The organism is Niabella ginsenosidivorans (assembly GCF_001654455.1).
Taxonomy (GTDB): Bacteria; Bacteroidota; Bacteroidia; order Chitinophagales; family Chitinophagaceae; genus Niabella; species Niabella ginsenosidivorans.
Genome location: NZ_CP015772.1, coordinates 2,172,706 through 2,194,816 on the forward strand (window position 1 = coordinate 2,172,706; position 22,111 = coordinate 2,194,816).

Consider the following 22,111-nt stretch of genomic DNA (forward strand, 5'->3'; position numbering starts at 1 on the left):
AACATTTTAAAATTATAATACTATGGCTGAAATCAAACTAAAAGGCAACCCGGTACATACAGTGGGCAATCTGCCCGAAAAAGGAAGTCAACTAAAGGATTTTACTCTGGTGAGTTCCGGGCTGCAGGAAAAAAAATTATCGGATTATGCCGGCAAAAAAATTGTTCTGAACATCTTTCCAAGTGTTGATACCGGTGTTTGCGCCGCATCTGTAAGAGCATTTAACCAGAAAGCGGCCGCATTGGAAAATACAGTAGTGATCAACGTTTCAAAAGACCTGCCCTTTGCATTAAGCCGGTTTTGCGCGGCAGAAGGTATTGAAAATGTGGAAACCCTTTCAGATTTCAGGGGACATTTTGGAGAAGATTATGGTGTTGCCTTTTCTGACTCTCCCATGAAGGGGCTGCTAAGCCGTGCGGTTATTGTGGCAAATGAGAACGGTGAGGTAATTTATACAGAACAGGTACCGGAGATTACTTCCGAGCCCAATTATGAGGCAGCATTGAATGCCCTGAAATAAGCTGCATTTATTAATTTTGACAGGTGTGCGGGCATATCATGTTCACACACCTGTTATTTTTTATTGCTATGACAAAATCAAGACTGGAAGCATTCAGCGATGGCGTATTGGCCATTATCATCACCATTATGGTGCTGGAATTAAAAGTGCCGGAAGCCGAAGGCGGCTATACGCTTAAATCATTAATGCCCTTAATTCCAACTTTTCTCAGCTACCTGCTGAGCTTTATTTATGTGGGCATTTACTGGAACAATCACCATCATATGTTCCAGATGGCAGACAAAATAAACGGTAGGGTATTGTGGAAAAACCTGAACCTGCTCTTTTGGCTGTCCCTGGTGCCTTTTACAACAGCCTGGATGGACAAACATTATGACCGGCCAATACCTGTAGCTTTGTATGGGGTTGTATTATTAATGTCTGGTCTTGCCTATGTGATCCTGCAGAATGAACTGATCAGGATCGGCGGTCCTGAATGTAAGCTGGCCAAAGCTGTTGGGACCGATGCAAAAGGAAAAGCTTCCTGGATCCTTTACCTGGCTGGTATCGGAGGCTGCTTTATCGCTCCCTGGATTGGTATTGCTATTTACACTATTGTAGCCGTCATCTGGTTCATTCCGGATAAGCGTATTGAAAAATTATACACAGATCAGGATGCGTTTTAGTGCACGCCCTGCCTTTTATAATTCAGATCGAACCGGATCATTTACTATCCTGTTTTTTGGCCGGTTGCAGGATGGCCGTTACAATATTACCACTTGAAAAGATCGTTTGTGCTGCTTTTTTTACGCTTTCAGGAGTTAAACTATTAATATACTTTGCCGAGTTCAGGAAACGGTCTGCATCCTTCTTTTCAAGGCGTGTTTCCAGGATATAGTTTAACCAGGTTCCGTTTTGCTGCATGGCCACTTTATTGTGCTCCAGCATTTGTTGTTTTACCTTATCCAGGTTTCCGGCAGAAGGCCCATTGGTCTTGATATTGCTGGTTTCTGCGCTCATTGCTTTCAGCAAGGTGTCAACGGCAGACGGTCCGGTCGGGAGCTGCGCAAAGAAGGTAAAATGGGGATAAGGATACTGCTCCAGCCTGGCAGACGTACCCCCTGCATAAATCCCCTGGATCTTTTCGCGCAGTTCTTCAATAATGCGGATGTTCAGCACTTCACTTACCGCGCGCATATTCAAGGCCAGGTCCTGGTCATAGGCCGTTTCACCGGAGATCATTTCAAGAATAAGGCTCTTCTCGGCCGCTCCCTTGTAAACGGTAAGGTCTACCCTGCCTTTTGCAGGGCGAACCCCGTTGTCCCTGAACCGGAATTTTTTGCCGGTAGCGGGCAGGCCCCCAATATATTTTTCAACCAGTGGCTTTAGTACAGCTTCATCAATGCTGCCTACAAATGCAAACTGCATACCGCTTGCATCTCCGAAATGTTCTTTATAGATCTGTACCGCGCGTTCCATATTGATCTGGTCAAAATACTCGGGCCGGGGTACTGCTACCGGCGCTAACGGGTTATTACCATAAACGGTTTTGATAAGGGTATCCACAAAGCTGGCCTGGGGATCTGCCAGCACAAAAGCTACACTTGCCTTGTTTTTCCGGATAAAAGAATGAAAGAGCGCCGTGTCAATCCTTGGTGCCGTTGCTTTCAGGTACAATAGCTGTAACATTGTTTCCAGGTCCTTTTTGCCGGAGCTGCCGGAAAAACCATCCGTAATGGCACCCATGGAAGCCGCTGCTGACACGGTTTTGCCGGCCAGCGCCTTTTGCAGATCTGTTGGGCTAAAGTTGCCATAGCCCATTGCATTGACTACAGCCAGGGCATATTGCGCATTGAATTTGTCTGCCACACCATATTCATTAGTGCCCCCGTAACGGCTGCCTCCCATCTGTATCTCATCATCTTTAAAATCTGTCTTTTTAATGGTAACAGTAGTGCCATTGCTTAATTCCCACGTTTTGGTGCCCAGCTTTGCATCTGTGGTCTCTTTAATGATCCTGCCGGGCATCGGCTGTATTGTCAAAAGATCAGTCGCTACCGTTTTTTCTTCATCGGCCTTAAGATCGGTACGGGATGCAACAGCGGCCACTGTATTTACAAGGCCCTGCGCAGAAGGCAGACCAGCAGCTTCCGGGCCGGTAAGCGTTACCAGGTAATTGGGGTGCTGCTGCAGCGACCGGGCAAAATCATTGACTTCCTTTAAAGAAATCAGGGGCAGCAGCTCTTTATAATAAGCATTCTCTTTTGCAATACCGGGTATGGGCTCATTGGTGAGGAAATTGCGGGTATACTCTTCTACATAGTTAGATGATTCGGTTTTGTCGCGTTCATTATATGCTTTTTCCATACCGGCCTCCATCATTTTCTTTACCCGGTCCAGCTCCGCCTGGGTACTGCCAAAACGCTTTATCTTTTCAATTTCTTCAGCAAGGGCGCTTAATCCCTTTTGCACATCAGCAGCAGTGGCAACAGCCGCGCCGGCATTGAACTGATCATAGTTCCGTGCATAGGACCCGAAATAGTTATAAGCGCCAAGAAAAGGCGGGTTGGCCTGTTGCGTTAAGTCGCGCAGGCGCTGGTTTAAAATACTTGTAAAAATATTTTTGATCAGCTCCCGCTCATATTCCCCCACTGTCTGCGCTTCTTTTGAGGGGAACGCGCTATACGCAATATTGACCATATAGTTGGTGGCTTCTTTATCGGTAACCACCATTCCGTCGTTCGTGGTATAGGGTTTTACATCCGCTGCGATTCTCCTGCGCTCATTGGCGGGGTTGGTCAGCCTGCTAAAATGGCGTTTTACCATTGCCTCAGCAGTTGCCGGGTCCACATCGCCTACAATAATAGCGGCCATCAGATCCGGCCGGTACCAGTCTTTATAAAACCTGCGGATCAGGTCCGGATGATAAGTCCGGATAATGGAATCAATCCCGATGGGGATACGGTCAGCATATTTGCTGCCGGCAAACAGCCGGGGATAGATCTGGCGGAACATGCGGTCCTCCGCCCCTTTTCCCAGGCGGCTCTCTTCCAGGATCACTTTCCGCTCATCATTAATATCATCTGTATTATAGGTTACATTGTGCGCCCAGTCTTCCAGGATCTGGAACCCCTTTTCAAGATTGCCCGGCTTATCTGTCGGAATGGGCAGCATATAAACGGTTTCATCAAAACCGGTATAAGCGTTCAGATCATTTCCAAATCCCACACCAATGCTTTGCAGAAAGCTTACAATATCATTTTTCTTAAAATTCTTTGTGCCGTTAAATGCCATATGCTCTGCCATATGCGCCAGTCCCTGCTGGTCATCATCTTCGAGGATAGAGCCGGCATTCACCACCAGCCTCAGCTCTACTTTATTTTCCGGTTTTTTGTTCTGGCGGATATAATAGGTAAACCCGTTTGACAGCCTGCCTGTTTTTACTTTGGGATCAACGGATATGGGCTCATTCAAATTTACCTGTGCAATCATAGACAGGTTAGCCAATAAAAGAAAACCGATGAGTAATCCTTTTATTGAAAAGGGTTGGTACTTCATATAAATTTGATTCAGTTTTATTTTTTATAAACAGTTGTTAGCAAATTTAGGAGGATAATAAAAAACAGAAGGAAAAATTTTCAGTATTTAGAGCTTGCTGAATAACCTGAAAGAGGATGCCTTGCAGCCCAACCGGTAACTATTGCCACAGATACAAATATTTTCGATAAGGAATATACATCAGTCCGATAAACAATTTGCAGAAAACCGGCTAAAAGAAAGGATGTTGAAATAAGGCTCCCGCAGAATGCGCGGAATACGCTGAAACCGTCCTCTGCGCTTCCGCCAGGGGCGGAGGGCTGCATAATCAGTGAGCTATTAGTTATCACGGTATCAAAAATGTTCTTTACATTATAGGTTGCAAAATGCAGTGCCGGAGGTACATTGCTGTCCCGATGAATTCTATCGGGATGGCAGTTAAACAGCAAGCGCTATTGGGCATCCGGTTGCTTTTTTTTGTTCTTGGCTGCTTCAAATCCTTTTACAATAATCACAATTTCTCCTTTCACCGTTTTTTGAGAAAAATAGTCAGCAACTTCAGACAAGCGGCCTCTTTTAGTTTCCTCGTAAAGCTTTGTCAGTTCCCGGCTCACACTGCATTCACGGTCTGGGCCAAAATAACCGGCAAACTCGTTAAGGGTCTTTACCAGCCGTAAGGGCGACTCATAAAAGATCATAGTCCGTTCCTCGGTCTTCAGGCTTTCCAGCAGGGTGTGCCTTCCTTTCTTTAAAGGCAGGAACCCTTCAAAGCAAAAACGATTGGCAGGCAGGCCGCTGTTTACCAGGGCCGGAACAAAAGCAGTAGCCCCTGGCAGTGATGTTACGGTAACGCCCTGCTTTACGCATTCCCTTACCAGCAAAAAGGCGGGGTCTGAAATGCCCGGTGTACCGGCATCTGTAACCAGGGCCATTTTTTTTCCTGCGCACAGCTGGTCTGCCAGGTGCTGCAGGATCTTATGCTCATTATGCTGGTGGTAAGGCGTCAGCGGCTTGCTGATCTGGTAATGGTTCAACAAATGGAGCGTAATACGTGTATCTTCTGCCAGGATCACATCTACCTCTTTCAGCACTTCCAGCGCACGAAGCGTAATGTCCTTTAAATTGCCTATGGGTGTAGGAACAAGATAGAGCATCCAGGAATATAAAATGCAAAATATAAAATAAACAATGTAGAATGAGGCTGCGGGCCTGCCATTCCGGGTACCTAACCGGCAGCTACAGTACGGTTACTTCAAAATACTCCATCACTGCATTGGCCAGTAGTTTTCCGGCTGCTTCTTCCGCAATGCTTTTGGCTGCTTCTTTTGAATCAGCTTCTATCTGCAGGGTGATATTCTTACCAACACGCACATCTTTTATTTTTCCAAGTCCCAGGTTTTCCAATCCGCCCAAAACCGCTTTTCCCTGCGGGTCTAACAACTCTTTCAGCGGCATAACAACCACCTGCACTGTATAATTCATATTTTTTCTTTATTTGGCTTAAAAATCAAAGATACAATAACATACGCTACCAACACAACAGGAACAGCCGCCCATTTAAAAATAAGGATGGCCAGCAGTGCAATAATTGCCAGCAAAAGCTTATCAATATTGGCTTTTAGCGTATAGGATTGAAATTTTAAACTGATGATGGGCAGGTTGCTTATCATCAGCCAGCTAATAATAATAATAACGGTGTAAATAACAGCCGGGGTAAAAATAAGCTGGTTCATAGCTTCAGAACCGGAATAAGCTATGGCCGGCAGCGATGCCGCCGTTAAACCGGCTGCCGGTGTGGGCAGGCCCTTAAAATAATAGCGCTGCTCTTTATCCAGGTTGAATTTTGCCAGCCGCCAAACCGCTGCACAGGGAAAAATAATTGCCGGCAAATACCACCATTCCGTTGCATTGGAGTGGTCTGAATAGCCCGCCTGGAGCAAACGGTAAAGGATCATGCCCGGGGCCACACCAAAGCTAACGGCATCTGCCAGCGAATCGAGCTGCTCTCCCATTGCTGATGTTGCTTTAAACAGCCTTGCCACAAATCCGTCCAGGAAATCCACAACAGCTGCGCACAGCAGCAGGAAACCACCCGTCAGCATACCTGAGGTAACTACTTTTCCTCCGCTGCTTAAAAACGCCGTTTCCGGCTGCAAAATGAATTTGATAGCCACACACCCGAAAACCAGGTTCAACAAAGTAAAAAGATTGGGTATCTGCTTCATTTTTTAATACAGTCTTGCGGTTAACTGATCATTTATTTTTTTGTAAAGATGATAGGGCTTATATACCCGCCAGTTATCTATTTCCATCAGCTCAATGTACTGGTTCAGTTTGGCCAGCTTAAACTCATACTGCGTTTGCGGAGGCATATTCAGGCACACGATCCACCCATCGGCATCGCTCAGCTCTTCATGCAGTTCTTCATAGTAATCCTTATCCCCGCTGTGAAAGTTCAGCACATTTTCTGCAATTAAAATGAACTTATAAATGCCTTCCTGCATAAATACTTCCAGCACATCGCGCTTTAGGGTCATAATATCGTTCTCCACCGCATCATTCCACTCCCCGATCATTTCAATGATGGCATATCCTTCTTCATAATCTGCTATTAACACTTTTAAATAAAGGGTACGGCTGCCAAAATAATCCCATTGCGGATGGATATAATAATTATAAACAGCATCTGTATACTCAAACTGCGAATGTTCAATACCATAAAAGGGAGAACGTTCATCCTCCTCGCTCAGGTAAATATGCTGCCAGTTGTAATATGGTTCTATATCATGCACACTGCGAATTTACTGTTTTTTATGCAGCCTGCCTTGCAGGGCTTTTAAATAGCGGCAGAACACGGTGGCCTCATCTTGCCGGGCTTGTGAATGCATTATTTCCGGTCAATACGTATTTTGATTTACATTTGAAAACATTACAAACAGGAATCTGATGGGTTTTAATACTGCTAAAGCATACCTGGAACAATTTGATAAAGACAGCGAAATTATTGAGCTGGATACAACTGCCGCTACAGTGGATACGGCTGCTGCTGCATTGGGCGTAACCGGCAATGAAATTGCAAAATCGGTTTCCTTATATGATAAAGAAGGCGGCGTAATCCTGATCGTAACTGCGGGGCACCAGAAAATAGACAGTAAAAAATTTAAAGCGCAATTTGGTTTTAAAGCCAATATGCTGGCCTTTGAGGATGTGGAACCGCTGACAGGCCATCCACCCGGAGGGGTTTGCCCGTTTGGTGTTCCTGATCATGTGCGGATCTACCTGGATGAATCGCTTAAAAATAATGAATACGTTTATCCCGCGTGCGGTTCCCTAAACACTGCCATCAAACTTTCTGTTGGAGAACTGGCCGCTATTGTTGACCATAAGGGCTGGGTAAATGTTACAAAAAGCGCCGTACCCGGCTGAACGGCCCTTAAACTTTTCTTAAAAAGAACCCATACAGGGAATGGTTGTGCATCTTAACATTCTGTTAATAGATTTATCGGTACGATTCTGTAATTCGCCTATTATTCTTTACCGGAAAAGACAACAGCTGTAAAATTGTAGCTGTTGAAACTTATCATTTAATATTGAAACTTTTACAGCTATGCCCAAAAGAAAATGGACTCTTTTACTCCTGGTTATTTCCGTATCTGTACTCATCGGCTGCTCCAAATCGGATCTTACAGGCAGCAGTTCCGACACTGGTTCCTCCGGCACAACAGGCGGTACTATAACGATCGACAGCACCAGCAACAGCGGTACAGCGGAAGGCAGTGCAGATTCAGCCTACAATGCCGATGACCTGGTAGAGAACTCCACCTTTTCACACACCGTATCAATCGTTTTTGGAACTACTACGGTCATTAATAACCCGCTGGCCGGCAGCGGCGTTTCCATTGCACAATCAGGTGATGCTATTGTGATCACCTCAACAGTAAAAGAGGTGGCCTATGAGTTATCCGGAACCACGGCCAACGGATCGGTAAAAATTTACAGCGACAATAAATTCCGGCTAACGCTGAACGGGGTCAGCATTACCAGTGCAGACGGCCCGGCGATCAATATTCAGTCCGGTAAAAGAGCCTTTATTGTGCTGGCCGCCAATACAACCAATACGTTAACAGATGGCAGCACTTATGCAGCAGGCGCCGAGGATATGAAAGGCGCTTTTTTCAGTGAAGGGCAACTGATCTTCAGCGGAACCGGTTCCCTTACCGTAAAAGGGAATTATAAACACGGCATATGCAGTGATGACTATATACGGGTAAGAAGCGGTACCATTACGGTAACCGGTGCTGTAAGCGATGGCATACATACAAATGATGCCTTTATTGCAGATGGAGGAACCCTTACGATAACTGCAGACAGTGATGGTATTGAGTGTGATGAGGGGTCGATTGTGATCAACAATGGTATACTCACCATTCATGCAGGCGATGATGGTATTACTGCATCCTATAACACTGACAATACCATTGATCCTTATGTGACCATTAACGGTGGCACTATGACAATTACAACCAGTGCGGGAGAAGGTATTGAAAGTAAATCCACATTAACCATTAATAATGGCACTATTTCGGTAACAACTGTTGATGACGGGTTAAATGCCGGCAGTAAAATAAATATTAACGGGGGCTATATCTATGCCAGCAGTTCCTCCAACGATGGTATCGATTCCAACGGGCCGATGACTGTTACCGGCGGCCGCATTGTGGCTATAGGCGCGGCCGCACCGGAAGAGGGTTTCGACTGCGACCAGAATACCTTTAAGATCACCGGGGGCACGCTTGTAGGCATCGGCGGGGCAACCAGTTCTCCTACAGCCAGCGCTTCCACTCAATACTCCGCAATTTTGGGAGGTGCATCCGCCAGCCAGATCTATCATATAGAATCTGCCGGCGGCGCCGAGGCGCTTACGTTCCTGGCTCCTAAAACCTATACCACCCTGTTGTTTTCCGGCGCTAAGCTTAAGGCCAATACCAGCTATGTTATTTATACAGGGGGCAGCGTTGCAAACGGCACCAGCTTTCATGGTCTGTATACCAGCGGTACGTACACACGTGGCACCAAAGGAAGCAGCTTTACCACCAGCAGTATTGTAACCAACGAAGGAGGAAGTACCGGGCCCGGGGGCGGCAGGTAAAGCACTATCCGTAAACCTTCCATTAATAAAAAAATCCCGGCAAATGCCGGGATTACTTTTTGCTATATAAAAACTTACTTCACTTCTTCAAACGGAACATCTGTTACGTCTTCTGTACCACCTGAATTGCCACCGGGTTGCCCCTCACCGTTGCCGGGCTGGCCTGCACCTGCATTGGCCTGGGCACCTCCATCAGCAGCCTGCCCGGATTTATAAATATCCTCACTGGCGGCTGTCCATGCAGCATTCAGCTCTTCCATTGATTTGTCAATGGCTGCCACATCCTGTTGCTTGTGCGCTTCTTTTAATTTAGTTACAGCGCCTTCAATTACTGATTTTTTATCAGCAGGCACCTTATCTCCATATTCCTTCAGTTGTTTTTCTGTCTGGAATATCAGGCTGTCTGCAGCATTCAGCTTATCAATCTTTTCTCTTTCTGCTTTATCAGCGGCCTCATTGGCTTTAGCTTCTGCTTTCATTTTTTCTACTTCTTCTTTGCTTAAACCGCTGCCCGCCTCAATATGGATCTTCTGCTCTTTACCGGTGCCCTTATCCTTTGCAGTAACGTGCATGATACCGTTTGCATCAATGTCAAATGTTACTTCAATCTGAGGCACGCCTCTCGGGGCCGGCGGAATACCGTCCAGGTTAAAGATCCCCAGGCTTTTATTATCTTTTGCCATAGAGCGTTCTCCCTGCAATACGTGTATTTGTACACCGGGCTGGTTATCGCTTGCCGTAGAGAAGACCTCTGATTTCTTTGTGGGAATCGTTGTATTGGCCGGAATAAGGGTGGTCATTACCCCGCCCATGGTTTCAATACCCAGGGAAAGCGGAGTTACGTCCAGCAGTAATACATCTTTTACTTCACCGGTTAAAACCGCGCCCTGTATAGCAGCGCCAATGGCCACTACTTCATCGGGGTTCACCCCTTTATTGGGTTTTTTCCCAAAGAACTTTTCTACAATTTCCTGCACTTTTGGAATACGCGTGCTACCACCTACAAGAATGACTTCATCAATTTCAGAGGCGTTGATTCCGGCGTCCTTTAAAGCAGCCTCACAGGGCTTTAAGCAACGGGTGAACAGGTTATCAGCCAGTTGTTCAAACTTTGCACGGGTCAGTTTTTTTACAAGGTGCTTGGGCACACCGTCCACAGCAGTAATATAAGGCAGGTTGATCTCTGTTTCACTGGAAGAAGATAATTCGATCTTTGCTTTTTCTGCGGCTTCCTTCAGACGCTGCAGCGCCATGGGATCTTTACGGAGGTCAATGCTCTCGTCCTTCCTGAACTCTTCAGCCAGCCAGTCCATAATCACTTTATCAAAATCATCACCGCCCAGGTGTGTATCACCATTAGTAGATTTTACCTCAAATACGCCATCGCCCAGCTCCAGAACGGAAATATCAAATGTACCACCGCCCAGGTCAAATACGGCAATTTTGTGGTCTTTACCGCCTTTATCCAGGCCATAGGCCAAAGCGGCAGCAGTAGGTTCGTTTACAATACGGCGCACTGTAAGCCCGGCAATTTCACCGGCTTCTTTTGTAGCCTGGCGCTGCGCATCGTTAAAATAAGCCGGTACGGTAATTACCGCTTCGTTCACTTCCTGCCCCAGGTAGTCTTCGGCGGTCTTTTTCATTTTCTGTAAGATCATCGCAGAGATCTCCTGCGGTGTATACAGGCGTCCGTCAATATCAATCCGTATAGTATCATTGTCACCACGAACAACTTTATAGCTCCAGTGGCTGATTTCTTCAGAAACTTCATCAAAACGGCGGCCCATAAAACGTTTTACGGACATGATTGTATTTTGCGGGTTCGTGATCGCCTGCCTTTTTGCAGGATCCCCGACCTTACGCTCACCATTTTTTAAAAAAGCCACAACGGAAGGAGTCGTACGACGACCTTCATCGTTGGCAATCACCACAGGCTCATTACCTTCCATAACTGCCACACAGCTATTTGTGGTTCCTAAGTCAATACCAATAATTTTACCCATAATATTTAAATTTCTCCTTTTATAAAAATTTGCCACTTTTTAGCGACATATATTTGCTTTCAATGATTATGCCGCAGTAAAGGAACATGTAAAAATGTCAGCTTCTGCCCCTGTTCTTGCCAGATAACAGCTTCCGGCACAGGCATGTGCGTCAGTTACTAAAAAACAGTATTCCGCCCGTCCCCGCAAGGCTGTGCTTATCTTACCGAAGCAGCATTTAATATTGTTTTAAAGGCTCTTTTCCTGTTAGAGGGGCCGGAACAGCGTAAGAATCCCGCATCCTGCTGTTAACCGTTCATAATTTATCTGCACAGGCTCCTCTGCTATATCCCTTATCTTTGCTGCGGTTCTGACCCCTGTCCGTAATTTTATGAAGCGATACCTGGCTTTATTTATGATCCTGCCTTTCTGTGTTCTTACGCACAAACCGGTTATTGCCCAAAGCGCCCGTTATAAAGCACATTTAAGCATAGCCCGCCAGCATGGGGTGCCCCTGCTCAGGACGGATGCCCAGGTAAAAAGTTATGTATCAAAAAAAAAGCTGGCCAAAGTAAGCTCCGGGAAAGGCTACCGGGTTCAAAAACTAACCTACAGCAAGCCCTACCTGGTTCCCAGGGCCAAAACTGTTTTAAACCAGGTGGCGCGTGCCTTTTATGCCAGAACAGGGAGCACCTTTACGGTTACTTCCCTTACCAGAACTACCGGTTCGCAAAACAGGCTGAGAAGGGTGAATGGCAATGCCGTATTTGGGGTGAGCTCTCACAATTATGGCAGTTCTTTTGATATTTCCTATGTTCGCTTTAATGGCAGAAAAGGCTCCAATAAACGCCTGGAACGGGCGCTGCACGCTGTGCTGGCAGATTTTCAGGCAAAGGGAAAGCTGCTTTATATAAAAGAATATGCGGTAAGCTGTTTTCATATTACCGCCCGTTAATCTGTGCGTCAAAATGCAGCATCCACCGGATGCCGAATTTATCTTTCAACGTTCCTATATAATTACCCCCGGCTGCAGGTACCACCCGCTGATAGCTTATTCCTTCTTTACCAAGCCGCCGGTAAACAGTCAGCAGTTCGTTCAGGCTCTGGCATTCCATTAATAAAGCAATATTATTTCCACAGTGCCACCCTTCTTCCGGAACTATATCTGTAGCAATGATTTCGATCCCTGAAGCACGCAGCGAAGCCTGCAAAATATAAGAGCCCATATACTCCGGCAGTTGCATCCCTGCCGCGCTTTCCGCAAGCGTCAGGAAATGCAGTTCCCCGCCAAGGCAGCCCCTGTAAAATATCATGGCTTCCCTGCAGTTGCCATTAAAGGTCAGATACGATTTTATCCGGTTCACATTTTAAAATATTCAACTACAAACCTCGTAAATATTGCAGGGCTCCAGTATTGTATATACGCCATTTTAAGGGGTTGTTTACGACTGGTACATTCTCTATCTTTATAAATTAATTGGCAAACGGCCATCAGTCAGCTCCGGTTTGTAACCAGCCGGCTGTTTTCAGTAAGAATGCCGTGTATTGCCATTATAGAAAAATTTAAAAATATACAAATGAAAAAGGTTTGTGTATATGTTCCTGCAAACGGGATCATAGAATCGATAACGCCGGCCGTAAGGATCTTTCAGACCGCAAACGATTTTCTTGCCTCCAACGGGCTGCCTCCCAAATTTAAAGTGGAACTGGCGGGGCTGAAAAAAAATGCTTCCTTATCCAACGGGCTGTACACGATCAGCACAGACCATTTATTAAAAGACGTAACGGATGCAGACCTGCTGATCATTCCTGCATTGATGGATCAGCCGATGCAGCAGGCTGTTGAGCTGAATAAACCCGCACTTCCCCTGATCACCGCAATGCATGCCCGGGGCACTGAGGTTGCATCACTTTGCCTGGGCGCTTTCCTGCTTGCTGCAACCGGCCTGCTGGATGGCAGAAAATGCTCTACGCACTGGGCGTATTACAATGAGTTCATGCACCTGTACCCCAATACAGAAGTGGCCGATGGTTCTGTAATTACTGATGAAGCCGGCCTGTACTCCAGTGGTGGCGCTAACTCTATCTGGAACCTGCTGCTTTATCTGGTAGAAAAATTCACCTACCGGGAACTTGCGGTCTTATTAGCAAAATTTTTTGCCATTGATATTGACCGGAACAGCCAGAATGCTTTTTCCATCTTTAAAGGTCAGAAAGATCATAATGATGAAGCCATCATCAAAACGCAGGAATATATTGAGCAGAATATAAGTGAGCGCATCAGCATTGACCAGCTGGCGTCCATGATTGCAGTGGGCAGGCGAAGTTTTGAGCGCCGGTTTAAGCAAGCCACTAACAATACTGTACTGGAATACATTCAGCGGGTAAGAATTGAAGCCGCCAAACGGAAATTTGAATCCAAGCGCCTTAACATTAATGAAGTCATGTATGATGTGGGCTATACAGACACCAAGGCCTTCAGAGATGTATTTAAAAAAGTTACGGGCCTTACCCCTATTGAATACCGCAATAAATATTATAAGCCCAACCTGGGGGTGGGAATTTCTTTTGCACAGGGTTACGCGGTTTCATAAAACAAGACCGGTAAGAAAGAACTAAAGGAAAAGTTTCCTATGGCTGACTTTCCTGCAGAATAGCGCTGATAAACACTGTTAACCTGTATTCTGAAGCTTCGGAAGAGCAGAACAATCCATTAATGCCCCGCCTGAGCTTCTTTTTCCCTGTTGCTTTTTTGCTTCAGCGCCTCACGTACCCCGGGCGCGATCTTTGTTCCGTATATTTCAATGGACTTCATAATATCCCTGTGCAGCGGGGCACCTGTATCCATATGCGTTGCAAAGCGGGTAAGACCAAACAGTTCCTGTAAATACAAAATCTTATCAATAGCCTCACTGGCGTCGCCGATGACCAAAGCGCCATTCTTTGTTCTTCCAAAATCAAACTGGTTCCGCCTGTACGGGGGCCAGCCCCTGGTACGGCCTACCCTGTCCATCTGGGCTGCATATAAGGGATAATACATATTGGTTAATGCCGTGCTGTCGTCGCCGTAAAAGCCGTGTACATGTATACCGACCTGATAGTGATTCATATCATGGCCATACTTCTGGTAAACCTCTTTATACAGGTCAAAAAAGGGCTGAAACTGCACCGGAGATCCTCCGATAATGGCGATCATTAAAGGCAGTCCCAGCCTGCCGGCTCTTTCCACAGAAGAGGGAGTACCGCCAACCGCGATCCAAACAGGTATGGGCCGGGCAGCCCTTGGCAAAACCAGTTGCCGGTCCAATGCAGCGCGGTGCTTACCCTTCCAGGTGATCAACGGCTCTTTATTGATCTTTAAAAGCAGGTCCAGCTTTTCCTCAAACAGCGAATCATAATCGTTCAGATCATATCCGAATAACGGGAACGATTCAATAAAGCTTCCCCTGCCGGCCATGATCTCGGCACGGCCGTCTGAAAGCAGGTCCACCATTGAAAAATTCTGATACAGCTTTACCGGGTCTGATGAGCTAACCACCGAAACAGCGCTGCCCAGTTTTATATTTTTTGTAACCGCAGACGCAGCCGCCAGGATGATCTCCGGCGAAGGAACCGCATAATCCGGGCGATGGTGCTCTCCTATTCCAAAATAATCGAGCCCTACCTCATCCATCAGCTTTATTTCTTCAATTATTTCCTTTAAACGCACGCCAGGAGCCTGGATCTTATTGGTTGCAGGATCAAAATGCAGATCCCCAAACATACTGATACCTAATTCCATAATCATTAAATATTAAGCTGCAAAGATAAGTTCCTCCATAGGGTCTGCACTTAATATAGGTTAACTGAAACTGCATAGATCTGTAAAATATCTTGCCACTGATACCTGGCCAATTATACAGTAAAAAATAAATTGATGCGTTCGCCCTGGAAAGCTATGCATAAAACAGGGTCAATATATAACAGAACACTTAATTTGCAGCCCCGTATACCCGGTAATGATCATTTTAAACATATACGTTTTGACATCGTTTGTAAAAAATAGTATTTCATTTATCATAAGCGCCGTATTGCTGTTATCCGCAGCCGCTGCAAATGCCCAGGAAGACAGCACGCAGACAGCTGTAAATAAAACAACCCGGCCGGTTTTTGCTCCCGGTAAAGTTTCTTATAAGTCTTATGTGCTGCCTGCCGTGCTGATTGGTTATGGTACTGTTGCCACTATTATAAGGGAAAATAAGAACGGACATCAAAACCAGGTGCCCGGTGCTTCATCAAAAGAAGGGAGTATTTTTTTGCAGCCGGAAAATTATACTGCGCTTGCCCCTGCTGCTACCGTTGCGGCATTGAACCTGCTGGGCATTAAAGGCAAACACCGCCCGGCTGAAGAAGCCTTGCTGTATGCCCTGTCTGCCGGCATCTCCTCTGCTATTGTATATCCGTTAAAAAATAATATAAAGGTATTGCGGCCGGATCAGTCAGATCTCCAGTCCTTCCCGTCAGGGCACTCCTCTATTGCATTTGTTTCCGCAGAATTTTTAAGACGCGAATACGGCGATCAATCGCCCTGGTATACCGTTGCCGGTTACGCGGCAGCCACCACTACGGCTATTATACGGGTGGCCAAAAATGAGCATTGGGTTACTGACGTTTTTGCCGGGGCCGGCATCGGTATCGCCTCCACCACTACCGCCTACTGGATCTATAATAAAATAAAGAAACAACCCAAAAAAGGAAAACAGGCTTCCACTTTTCTGCTCCCTGTCGTGTCTGACCGCTTTTATGGTATTTACCTTGTAAAGCTGCTGTAATACGGAAGTGACATTTTGATCAGACCGAAAAGTTTCCTGAAAATGTAACACTTTTTATATTGGTCTGTAATGAATTTCACTTGCATGTTATATCCCGCTGAATACGCAGACTTCCGCCATTGGCGGAAGCGCAGATGGTTGGTTGTCTGTGCTGTTCTGCGCATTCTGCGGGAACATTGAACGGCACCAGCCCTTTCTTTTGGTTCTTCCGGGGATGTCGGGAATGTCATATCCGAAAATAGATCCATCTGCTTTTAGGAACTTTTTAATGCTCTGGCTATTGAGCCGCAACGCTTTGTTTAGGTCTATAATAAATTCCACTTGCGTATAACAGGAATTCCGGCACAGCTTATTATTTCATAGCTTTACGAAAAGTCCTGTATGAATAAAATCCTGTTCAATCATTCGCCGCATAACGGATCCGGCAAAGATGAAAGTGTTTCCTGCAGATCACTGCGTCCCGCTCTGTTTGAATTTATACGGTCAGACCGTCCGGATCTGAAACGATCGGATACGATATCATATAATGAATTGAATGAATACAAGGTACGTTATATTTCAAAGTACCTGCTGAGAGACATTCATCATCTTTCTGAACTGGAAGATAATGTGATCTCTTCAATGACCAATCAAACAGTGATCTCTGATATGATTGACGAAGACGAAGACACCCGTAAAAAGGCCACTTTCGGGCAAAGGCTGGCAGACAAAGTTTCTGCCTTTGGAGGCAGCTGGACGTTTATTATTGCATTTATCCTGTTTCTGCTGGCCTGGATTGCCGTCAACTATTACTGGCTGCGCAACAGGGGTTTTGATCCCTATCCGTTTATCCTGCTAAACCTGATCCTGTCCTGTCTTGCTGCATTACAGGCTCCCATTATTATGATGAGCCAGAACCGGCAGGAGGCAAAAGACCGGGAACGGTCAAAAATGGATTATATGGTGAACCTTAAGTCCGAACTGGAAGTACGTATTCTTCATGAAAAGCTGGACCAGGTGTTAGCAAACCAGGAAGAATACATGCGCCGGTTTAACGATAACAATACGCCAGCAGATGCCGGTAACGCAGGTTAATCCTTATCATATTCGCTTTCCGGCATCGGAAGGTTCCTTAATGTTGAGCTGCGCAGGGAAATAGAAGAAGATGCAGAGTACAGGCCGATGCCATTTCCGAAATATTTATAATCGATCAGCGACAGCTTTACCACACCATCAATGGCCAGCTCAATATAATTTCCATACCGGATCAGGCGGAAATGAAATTCTTTTTCTTCTTTGAGGTGAAAAACATTGTCCTGCAATACATCAAACAGAAAATTGGAACGGGGATTTACAGGGTTATATCCCCAGCCGATAACGCTTACGAAACTATTGATCACATCAAAAGAATAATAATAGCCGGAGCCTTCCTCATCAATATCTGTTACCAGCCCCAGCTTCCCCATTCCTTCCACCGTCAGTATGCCTTCCCATATAAAACAGGGCGCAGATTTCTGAATAACAAATACCTCATAACCGCTTCTGGAAGAACAGACCCAGTGATCAGCTTCCTGGCTGAAGGAAGCAGTAGGGTTTTTAAACAGTGATATGATCGTTCCCATATCTGCCTGCAGTACCTCGTTCAGCACCATCTGGTCCCACCGGTAGTAGCTTTTCAATACCAGCCGGCCCCTGTCGTCCGTTTCAAGCTGCTTGGGCGGGGGAAAGATCCTGAGGGCATCAACACTTCCATTGGCATAGAAAAAATTATAGACCAGCAAATGCGGACCGTCCCTTAAAGTACGCGCGGCATAATTACCCTGGGGCATCAGCACATTATTGTGGAAACAGTGGTATTCCCCCAAAAATCCGGGCGCAAACCAATACCGCACTTTAACATCTTCCCTTACGGAACCTAAAAGATAGTAGCGGCCGTTCAGTTCAAACACACAGGGGCATTCTACATCATCATATACCATCGGGTAATGCATGGGTGGGTGAAAGATCAGCTCTTTGCTCATCATTTCTACCAGCCCCACGCAACCTCTTCTTGAAACGGGACCGGAAGATGCTCTTGTACAAACCAGGAAAAAGGTTTTCCCTTCATAATCATAACGGAAAGGATCACGAAAGCTCATCCATAAACGGGGGTTGTTCTCATAGGTTTCATAATAGGGCGCGCGCGGGCCAAAAGGAAATACCTCATCTACTACTTTTGTCCAGTTAAAAAGATCATCTGATACGGCCAGCCCTATTTTGGAGACCACCCCCCTGTCCTTGCGCTGTAGCCCGGTATAGTACATTTCAAAACGGCCATCCGTTTCGTACACCTGCATGGTCCACAGCATATCATCATCCCAATCGCCCGGATCGCCTACAAACAGGGCATTCTTTACCCTTCGCCAGGTTAACCCGTCTTTTGACACTGCATGTGCAATATAATCATGATTGGGAATGATCAGGTGAAACAGATGATATACATTATTATATAATATCATCGTAACATCCCCTATCTCCCACTCACTAAATCCCGAACCGGAATACAAATTATCAGGTAGCCGTTCCATTCTAAAAAATTTATTTATATTTAACGCGAATGTTCTTCTACATTTTCTTATTGAAGCATGCCGGTCTGTCTGCAGACCGTTTATTATATTTACAGCATCTTCAATACCCGGAACCTTTAAAACGGTTCCACCTTTAAACCCTTTCAAATATGCAGGACTACTATATACAATTATTCAGCCCACACGGTTTAATCCGTTATCACCAGCCTGAAATTGGCAGGGATAAAGATACCGGGGGACAAGTTAAATATATTTTAGAATTATTGGAGGCTCTTTCGCATCATCCGCAGGTAAGGAAGGTTGACCTCTTTACCCGGCGCATTGCGGATAAGCGGGTATCGCAGACCTATAACCAGGAAATTGAAACCGTTTCTTCCAAAGCGCGTATCATCAGGATCAGCAGCGGTGGTCAGGCTTATAAGCCCAAAGAAAGCCTTTGGGACAATCTGGATGAATTTGTTGATAAGGTCATCCGCTTTATTGAGAAGCAGGACGATTATCCTGATATTGTGCACGGGCATTATGCAGACGGCAACTATATAGCCGGTGAGATCAGCAGGATCTTTGAGATCCCGTTCATTGCCACCAGCCATTCCCTGGGGAGGAATAAGCAGCAGATCCTGCTCAGCGAAGGGATGCCGGAAGCCACCATTAACCAGAAATTTAATATAGAACGCCGCATCAGGGAAGAAGAAAAGACCCTGAGCATGGCCAGCCTGGTCATTGTAAGCACAGAGCATGAAATAGAGTCGCAATATAAGCCCTATAATAATAAGAACCGGGCAACATTTAAAGTGATTCCGCCCGGCATCAACACAGATGTCTTTTACCCTTTTTACAGAATGGCAATGCCATCCTTTACGGTTCCGCTGGAACAGGAGCAGGCCATGTACCGCGTTAACTCTGAAATTGAGCGCTTCCTTTTTGCTCCCTCCAAACCATTGATCCTTTCCATAGGGCGCGCCGATAAACGCAAAAATTTTGAAACAATCATTGACTGCTACGGCCAGGACAAGGAGCTGCAAAGCATGGCCAATCTCGCCATATTTGCAGGTGTGCGGAAAGACATTACGCAGATGCCGCAGGATGAACAGGAAATACTTACAGGATTGCTGCTGCTGATGGATAAGTATGACCTGTACGGAAAGCTGGCGCTGCCCAAGAAAAATGACCCGTCCCTGGAAGTGCCTGAAATTTACCGGCTGGCCGCTCAAAAAAAAGGCGTATTTGTAAATGCAACACCCGGGGAGAATTTTGGGCTGACCATTGTTGAAGCCGCAGCCTGCGGCTTACCCATCATCGCATCCCCTACCGGTGGGCCAAAAGAGATCATTGGCAAAGCCCATAACGGTATACTGGTAGATGTACAGGACACCAAAGCCATTGCAGAAGCGTTAAAGAAGATCATTGCCGACACGGCGCTCTGGGAAAAATTTTCAGCCAATGGCATCAAAGCCGCACAGGAAAGCTATTCCTGGCAGTCGCATGTAAATACCTATATCAAATGCATTGATGCCATTTACCATCAGCGCAATGACAATACACCTCCGGACAGCTTTGAGCTCCCGTTTGGTAAAAAGCTGATGAAGGCCGGCCTGTTTCTCATTTCTGACCTGGACGGCACGCTGATAGAAGGTGATGATGACACCGGGCTGGGTGAAATAAAAAAATGGATAGCCGGAAGCCGGAACCGGGTGGTTTTTGGAATTGCATCCGGCCGGAATAAGGCGCTTACGGTTGAAGCTCTTAATAAATTCGATTTTCCTGAACCCGATATCCTCATCTGCTCTGCGGGCACAGAGATCTATTATACAAAAAACTGCATCCCCGATCCCGGCTGGGAGCGCCACATTAACTATCAATGGAAGCGGAATGAGCTGGTGCGTGCCTTAGAGAACTACCCCGGCATCCGCATGCAGGAGGCGGATGCCCAATGGAACTATAAACTGAGCTATTATGTCAATGATACCTTTGATGAGGGCCGCCTGGCCGATCTGTACAAGTTCCTGGACGACCGGAAGCTGAGGGCCCGTATCCTGCTTACAGATAACAGGTTCCTTGATATTCTGCCCATCCGGGCAGGGAAAGGGAATGCCGTGCGTTACCTGAGTTATAAGTGGCAGCTGCCCCTGGATCACTTTATTACGGCCGGTAACGGGGGCAATGACATTGATATGCTGCGCGGAAGCACAAAAGGCATAGTAGTGGCCAATTACAGCCCGGAGCTGGAAGCACTGCGCAAAAGCCGGCATGTTTATTTTTCCAAGGCCGGACAGGCAACAGGCGTTATGGAAGGTATTCATCATTACCTGGATCAATGGCAAAAAAACGCCGGCAAAGGCAATGAGCCCCACTGATCTCTTAATATTTTAAATGAATAAAACAATTATCTTCTTATTTTTACCGCATATAATTCAACTGTATGGCATATAATCTTTTAAAAGGGAAAAAGGGAATCATCTTTGGCGCTTTGGATGAAAAATCCATTGCCTGGAAAACGGCCCGGCAATGTTATGAAGAAGGTGCGCAGATCGTTCTGACCAATGCGCCTGTAGCTTTACGTATGGGCGAGATCAATAAACTGGCAGAAGCCTGTGGCGATGCGCCCGTGATTGGCGCCGATGTAACCAGTATGGATGATCTGAAGGCCCTTTTTGAAAAATCAACGGAACATTTTGGCGGTAAAATTGATTTTGTTTTACATTCTGTTGGCATGGGCCTGAATGTGCGTAAAGGAAAAGATTATACAGACCTTAATTACGACTGGAATCATAAAACCTTCGACGTCTCTTCCATGAGCCTGCACCGCATTTTAAAAACGGCCTGGGACCTGGATGCATTGAACGAGCATGCAAGCGTTATTGCATTAACCTATATTGCAGCACAGCGCGTATTTCCTGATTACAGCGAAATGGCTGATGCAAAATCCCTGCTGGAAAGTATTACACGCATGTTTGGCTATTACTACGGCGTAAAGAAGAAAGTGCGCATTAATACCATTTCCCAGTCGCCCACAAAAACAACCGCAGGCAGCGGTGTAAAAGGATTTGAGAACTTTATGACCTATGCGGAAAAAATGAGCCCGCTGGGCAATGCCCCCGCAGAGGACTGTGCAAAATATATTTCTGTAATGTTCAGTGACCTTACCCGGTATGTAACCATGCAAAACCTGTTTCACGATGGAGGCTTTAGCTTTACCGGTGTAACACCGGAAGTGCTGGAATCGATGGGATAATTTATAAACCGGGCATAACAGCCGCTGACATCGGGAAATATTACGGATGCCGGTTAAACCTATCGTTTGAACATAAATATTTTCTTTAACCCTACATTACAGGCAGCAACATACCGGTGAATAACCTGAAACGGCGGAAATTGGTATCACGCCGCGCTGCGGCTCTGTAATTGTTTGCGGTAGATCTATAAACAGTACCGGTGCACTGCACCTTTACCATGCGCTATGTGGAAAGCATGCTGCGGAGCAGCCAGAGATCCATAGCAGCAAATAACCACGGGCCCAAAAGGCGCGTAGCGCCGCAATATTTTTCATAGCCGACCCTCATACCGGATATTGTATATTGTGCGCA

19 protein-coding genes are annotated in these 22,111 nt (G+C 46.0%); 10 read left to right on the plus strand and 9 right to left on the minus strand.

Annotation, left to right across the window (positions count from 1 at the left end; translation table 11 throughout):
- Positions 1–22: 22 nt before the first annotated feature.
- Both tpx and A8C56_RS09115 read left to right on the plus strand, forming a co-directional pair.
- On the plus strand, positions 23–520 hold the full coding sequence (tpx, locus tag A8C56_RS09110; protein WP_067754801.1) for a thiol peroxidase: 498 nt from the start codon (positions 23–25) through the stop codon (positions 518–520).
- Between the two features lie 68 nt (positions 521–588).
- A complete protein-coding gene (locus A8C56_RS09115; RefSeq protein ID WP_067761806.1) occupies positions 589–1,185 on the plus strand; it encodes a TMEM175 family protein in 597 nt (198 codons plus the stop codon).
- A 37-nt stretch (positions 1,186–1,222) separates the two neighbouring features.
- Here A8C56_RS09115 and A8C56_RS09120 read toward each other — a convergent pair whose 3' ends face one another.
- The 5 genes from A8C56_RS09120 to A8C56_RS09145 all read right to left on the minus strand — a co-directional run bounded on the left by A8C56_RS09120 (position 1,223) and on the right by A8C56_RS09145 (position 6,828).
- Entirely contained in the window at positions 1,223–4,057 is a 2,835-nt protein-coding gene (locus tag A8C56_RS09120; protein WP_067754804.1) for a M16 family metallopeptidase, read from the minus strand.
- Positions 4,058–4,488: 431 nt separating this feature from the next.
- Positions 4,489–5,190 (minus strand): 16S rRNA (cytidine(1402)-2'-O)-methyltransferase, encoded by a 702-nt coding sequence (gene rsmI, locus A8C56_RS09130; RefSeq protein ID WP_067754811.1) that lies wholly within the window; start codon positions 5,188–5,190, stop codon positions 4,489–4,491.
- A gap of 82 nt (positions 5,191–5,272) precedes the next feature.
- Complete coding sequence (gene purS, locus A8C56_RS09135) at positions 5,273–5,518, minus strand: phosphoribosylformylglycinamidine synthase subunit PurS (protein WP_067754814.1); 246 nt, start codon at positions 5,516–5,518, stop codon at positions 5,273–5,275.
- Positions 5,515–6,261, minus strand: coding sequence for a CDP-alcohol phosphatidyltransferase family protein (locus tag A8C56_RS09140; protein ID WP_067754817.1), 747 nt, complete (start codon positions 6,259–6,261; stop codon positions 5,515–5,517). Before A8C56_RS09140 ends, purS begins: the two co-directional genes overlap by 4 nt.
- 3 nt (positions 6,262–6,264) lie before the next feature.
- Positions 6,265–6,828 (minus strand): hypothetical protein, encoded by a 564-nt coding sequence (locus A8C56_RS09145; protein WP_067754820.1) that lies wholly within the window; start codon positions 6,826–6,828, stop codon positions 6,265–6,267.
- Positions 6,829–6,982: 154 nt separating this feature from the next.
- On the opposite strand from A8C56_RS09145, the gene A8C56_RS09150 reads away from it, so the two are divergent.
- Both A8C56_RS09150 and A8C56_RS09155 read left to right on the plus strand, forming a co-directional pair.
- Positions 6,983–7,462 carry a YbaK/EbsC family protein gene (locus tag A8C56_RS09150; RefSeq protein ID WP_067754823.1) on the plus strand — a complete coding sequence of 160 codons (480 nt, stop codon included), beginning with the start codon at positions 6,983–6,985 and terminating at the stop codon, positions 7,460–7,462.
- Positions 7,463–7,643: 181 nt separating this feature from the next.
- Entirely contained in the window at positions 7,644–9,185 is a 1,542-nt protein-coding gene (locus A8C56_RS09155) for a carbohydrate-binding domain-containing protein (protein ID WP_067754826.1), read from the plus strand.
- A 74-nt stretch (positions 9,186–9,259) separates the two neighbouring features.
- Here the strand turns inward: A8C56_RS09155 and dnaK are convergent, their stop codons facing one another.
- Positions 9,260–11,188, minus strand: a complete 1,929-nt coding sequence (dnaK, locus tag A8C56_RS09160; protein WP_067761808.1) for a molecular chaperone DnaK — start codon at positions 11,186–11,188, stop codon at positions 9,260–9,262.
- A gap of 370 nt (positions 11,189–11,558) precedes the next feature.
- Between dnaK and A8C56_RS09165 the strand changes: the two genes are divergently transcribed.
- Positions 11,559–12,122 (plus strand): DUF5715 family protein, encoded by a 564-nt coding sequence (locus tag A8C56_RS09165; RefSeq protein ID WP_067754829.1) that lies wholly within the window; start codon positions 11,559–11,561, stop codon positions 12,120–12,122.
- On the opposite strand, the gene A8C56_RS09170 is transcribed toward A8C56_RS09165, so the two are convergent.
- Entirely contained in the window at positions 12,109–12,531 is a 423-nt protein-coding gene (locus tag A8C56_RS09170; protein ID WP_067754832.1) for a VOC family protein, read from the minus strand. The two genes, A8C56_RS09165 and A8C56_RS09170, sit on opposite strands and share 14 nt — an antisense overlap.
- 213 nt (positions 12,532–12,744) lie before the next feature.
- Here A8C56_RS09170 and A8C56_RS09175 point away from each other — a divergent pair, with 213 nt between their 5' ends.
- Positions 12,745–13,761 carry a GlxA family transcriptional regulator gene (locus A8C56_RS09175; RefSeq protein WP_067761809.1) on the plus strand — a complete coding sequence of 339 codons (1,017 nt, stop codon included), beginning with the start codon at positions 12,745–12,747 and terminating at the stop codon, positions 13,759–13,761.
- A 119-nt stretch (positions 13,762–13,880) separates the two neighbouring features.
- On the opposite strand, the gene A8C56_RS09180 is transcribed toward A8C56_RS09175, so the two are convergent.
- A complete protein-coding gene (locus tag A8C56_RS09180) occupies positions 13,881–14,948 on the minus strand; it encodes an LLM class flavin-dependent oxidoreductase (RefSeq protein WP_067761812.1) in 1,068 nt (355 codons plus the stop codon).
- Positions 14,949–15,189: 241 nt separating this feature from the next.
- Between A8C56_RS09180 and A8C56_RS09185 the strand changes: the two genes are divergently transcribed.
- A complete protein-coding gene (locus tag A8C56_RS09185; RefSeq protein ID WP_245645815.1) occupies positions 15,190–15,978 on the plus strand; it encodes a phosphatase PAP2 family protein in 789 nt (262 codons plus the stop codon).
- Positions 15,979–16,359: 381 nt separating this feature from the next.
- Positions 16,360–17,052 carry a DUF1003 domain-containing protein gene (locus tag A8C56_RS09195; protein ID WP_067754838.1) on the plus strand — a complete coding sequence of 231 codons (693 nt, stop codon included), beginning with the start codon at positions 16,360–16,362 and terminating at the stop codon, positions 17,050–17,052.
- On the opposite strand, the gene A8C56_RS09200 is transcribed toward A8C56_RS09195, so the two are convergent.
- Positions 17,049–18,524, minus strand: a complete 1,476-nt coding sequence (locus A8C56_RS09200) for a glycoside hydrolase family protein (RefSeq protein ID WP_067761816.1) — start codon at positions 18,522–18,524, stop codon at positions 17,049–17,051. The genes A8C56_RS09195 and A8C56_RS09200 overlap by 4 nt on opposite strands.
- A 149-nt stretch (positions 18,525–18,673) precedes the next feature.
- Between A8C56_RS09200 and A8C56_RS09205 the strand changes: the two genes are divergently transcribed.
- Both A8C56_RS09205 and A8C56_RS09210 read left to right on the plus strand, forming a co-directional pair.
- Entirely contained in the window at positions 18,674–20,881 is a 2,208-nt protein-coding gene (locus A8C56_RS09205; protein WP_067754842.1) for an HAD-IIB family hydrolase, read from the plus strand.
- 65 nt (positions 20,882–20,946) lie between these two features.
- Positions 20,947–21,759 (plus strand): enoyl-ACP reductase FabI, encoded by an 813-nt coding sequence (locus tag A8C56_RS09210; RefSeq protein ID WP_067754845.1) that lies wholly within the window; start codon positions 20,947–20,949, stop codon positions 21,757–21,759.
- Positions 21,760–22,111 lie beyond the last annotated feature (352 nt).

Excerpts from the sequence above, each read along its gene's own strand:
- A8C56_RS09210 (WP_067754845.1), top strand. The coding sequence starts at position 20,947 with ATGGCATATAATCTTTTAAAAGGGAAAAAGGGAATCATCTTTGGCGCT.
- A8C56_RS09205 (WP_067754842.1), top strand. The coding sequence starts at position 18,674 with ATGCAGGACTACTATATACAATTATTCAGCCCACACGGTTTAATCCGT.
- A8C56_RS09195 (WP_067754838.1), top strand. The coding sequence starts at position 16,360 with ATGAATAAAATCCTGTTCAATCATTCGCCGCATAACGGATCCGGCAAA.
- A8C56_RS09165 (WP_067754829.1), top strand. The coding sequence starts at position 11,559 with ATGAAGCGATACCTGGCTTTATTTATGATCCTGCCTTTCTGTGTTCTT.
- A8C56_RS09155 (WP_067754826.1), top strand. The coding sequence starts at position 7,644 with ATGCCCAAAAGAAAATGGACTCTTTTACTCCTGGTTATTTCCGTATCT.
- rsmI (WP_067754811.1), bottom strand. The coding sequence starts at position 5,190 with ATGCTCTATCTTGTTCCTACACCCATAGGCAATTTAAAGGACATTACG.
- A8C56_RS09200 (WP_067761816.1), bottom strand. The coding sequence starts at position 18,524 with ATGGAACGGCTACCTGATAATTTGTATTCCGGTTCGGGATTTAGTGAG.
- A8C56_RS09115 (WP_067761806.1), top strand. The coding sequence starts at position 589 with ATGACAAAATCAAGACTGGAAGCATTCAGCGATGGCGTATTGGCCATT.
- A8C56_RS09150 (WP_067754823.1), top strand. The coding sequence starts at position 6,983 with ATGGGTTTTAATACTGCTAAAGCATACCTGGAACAATTTGATAAAGAC.
- purS (WP_067754814.1), bottom strand. The coding sequence starts at position 5,518 with ATGAATTATACAGTGCAGGTGGTTGTTATGCCGCTGAAAGAGTTGTTA.
- A8C56_RS09120 (WP_067754804.1), bottom strand. The coding sequence starts at position 4,057 with ATGAAGTACCAACCCTTTTCAATAAAAGGATTACTCATCGGTTTTCTT.
- A8C56_RS09180 (WP_067761812.1), bottom strand. The coding sequence starts at position 14,948 with ATGGAATTAGGTATCAGTATGTTTGGGGATCTGCATTTTGATCCTGCA.
- A8C56_RS09140 (WP_067754817.1), bottom strand. The coding sequence starts at position 6,261 with ATGAAGCAGATACCCAATCTTTTTACTTTGTTGAACCTGGTTTTCGGG.
- tpx (WP_067754801.1), top strand. The coding sequence starts at position 23 with ATGGCTGAAATCAAACTAAAAGGCAACCCGGTACATACAGTGGGCAAT.
- dnaK (WP_067761808.1), bottom strand. The coding sequence starts at position 11,188 with ATGGGTAAAATTATTGGTATTGACTTAGGAACCACAAATAGCTGTGTG.
- A8C56_RS09175 (WP_067761809.1), top strand. The coding sequence starts at position 12,745 with ATGAAAAAGGTTTGTGTATATGTTCCTGCAAACGGGATCATAGAATCG.